General features: G+C 62.1%; 1 protein-coding gene and 1 pseudogene. Both read right to left on the minus strand.

All coding sequences use genetic code 11. The features are described 5' to 3' along the window. Window positions 1–843 (minus strand): IS21-like element helper ATPase IstB (istB, locus tag AC0L30_RS42695; RefSeq protein WP_473406765.1); only part of this gene is annotated, 843 nt, incomplete at its 3' end. Between the two features lie 8 nt (window positions 844–851). Then, window positions 852–2342: pseudogene (istA, locus tag AC0L30_RS42700) on the minus strand (IS21 family transposase); the annotation flags it as partial. Window positions 2343–2456 lie beyond the last annotated feature (114 nt).

A 2456-nucleotide genomic window follows, 5' to 3' on the forward strand; every position in this document is an offset into this window, starting at 1 on the left:
CCCCTCATCGGCGTCCAATTTTGACCCCTTCGTGCGCCGCGGTTTGACGGTAGCGCTCGGCTCGTTGGAGCTGGCCGGGATAGCGGAGACGAGACGAGCGCGGGTGGCGTGATCGTCGTCGCGGCTTTTGAAGCGCCAGCTGTCATTGCCGGTCTCGACGATGTCACAGTGATGGGTCAACCGATCGAGCAGCGCGGTGGTCATTTTGGCGTCGCCGAACACGCTCGGCCATTCGCCGAAGGCGAGATTGGTGGTCACGATGACGGAGGCGCGCTCATAGAGCCGGCTGACGAGGTGGAAGAGAAGCTGGCCACCGGACTGGGCGAAGGGCAAATAGCCGAGTTCATCCAGCACAATGAAGTCCATCCGGGTCAGATGCTCGGCGAGCCGTCCTTGCCGTCCGTTGCGGGTCTCGGTCTCGAGGCGATTGACGAGGTCGACTACGTTGAAGAAGCGGCCGCGGGCACCGGATCGGATGCAGCTTCTGGCGATGGCAATGGCCAGGTGGGTTTTGCCTGTGCCGGTGCCGCCAACCAGCACGACGTTGCGTTGTTGGGCGATGAAGCCGCCGCCAGCAAGATCATTGACGAGTGTCTGATTGATCGGCGTGCCGTCGAACTGGAAGTCGGCGATGTCCTTGGCAAGCGGAAGCTTGGCAATGGTGAGCTGGTATTTGATCGACCTGGCTTGCTTCTCGTTGATCTCGGCGTTGAGCAGGTCGCCGACAATGCGCTGAGGTTCGTGCTGGCGCTTGACGGCAGTTGCCATGATCTCGTCGAAGGCAGCCTTCATGCCGTAGAGCTTGAGTTCGCCCATGAGGTCGAAGATTTGGGTTCGTTCCATCAGATGGTCCTCCGGAGGTTGTCGTAGCGGGCACAATCGGCGATCGGTGCATGACGGAGCGTCAGTGCGGCCGGCGTCATGATGTTGGCCGGTGGGGCGGGTTCACGTTGACGGGCGAGGATATTGAGAACGACATCGGCCGAATGGACGCTGTGACTGAGCGCTTCGGCACAGGCCGCTTCCACCGCGGGCAGACCGTCAGTCAGCACCGCGTTGAGGATGTCGACCATCTGCCGATTGCCGTCGTCGGTGCTGGCAAGCTTGCGCCGGATCCGCTCGATCGCGGCTGGCAGCACCCAGTCTTTGAAGGGAGCACCGTTGCGCAAGGCGCCGGGTTTGCGGGCGAGCACCGGCACATAATGCCAGGGGTCGTAGACGGTATCGCCGCGGCCAAAGGATCGCGGGTGCTCGGCAACGATGCGTCCATCCTGACGGATCACGATGCGATCGGCATAGGCTTGAACCTCGACCGGTCGTCCGACTGCGCTGGCTGCGACCGAGTACTTGTTGTTGTCGAAGCGCACCAGGCAGGTCTTCGAGACCGATGCCGTCACCGCATGGAAGCCGTCGAAGCGGCCGGCATAGGGAACGAGTTTGGGGCGTTCGGCTTCGAACACTTCCCAGATCGTCTGATCGACCAGCTCCGGATGGCGATGAACCTTGGCGTAGGCGATGCATTTGTCGAGCAGCCAGGCGTTTAACTCGTCGAGGTTTTTGAACCGCAGCCGCGGCGTGAAGAAGCGTTCCCTGACCAGCCCGACCTGGTTCTCGACCTGCCCCTTCTCCCAGCCCGACGCTGGCGTGCAGGCGACCGGATCGACCAGATAGTGGCTGCACATCTGCAGGAAGCGGCGATTGTAGAGACGCCCTTTACCGACGAAGATCGTCTCTACGGCGGTCTTCATGTTGTCGTAGATGCCGCGGGTGCAGGTGCCTTTGAACAGGGCGAACGCCCGGTCGTGGGCGTCGAACACCATCTCCTGCGTCTCCCGCGGATAGGCCCGCACGAACAGCATGCGGCTGTGACAGAGCCGGACATGGGCGGCCTTCACCATCACCGTGGTGCCGCTCAGCAAGACCACCTCGTGGCTCCAGTCGAACTGGTAGGCTTCGCCTGGGGCAAAGCTTAGCGGGACATAAGCAGCCGCGGTCGATTGCCCGCGTTCCTTGCTCCACCGCCTGGCGTAACGCCGCACCGCATCGTAGCCGCCGTCATAGCCACGGCTGCGCAGCTCTTCGAAGATCCGGATTAACGTCAGCTGTTCACGAGCCGGTTTGGCCGCGTTCGCCGCCAGCAGTCCGTCGAGCTCTACTGCCCATCGTCCCAGCTTTGGCCGCGGCTGCACTTGCCGCTCGTACTCGAAGGAGGTCTCTCCTGACCTCAGCACCTTCCGGACCGTGTTCCGCGACACCTTCAGGTCACGGGCAATCTCCTTGATCGTCTTGCCCTTGATGAAGTGCTCGCGCCGAATCCGCGCAATCGTCTCCACGATCAGCATCCTCGACCACCTGCTTCATTCCAAAGCAGGCAGCGCAACAGACCAACCTATAGGGGGTCAATTTTGGACGCCGATCCCCCGGCTTAGGGGGTCAATATTGCAGGCCGAATGACA

The organism is Bradyrhizobium sp. MI1.11 (genome assembly GCF_055811255.1).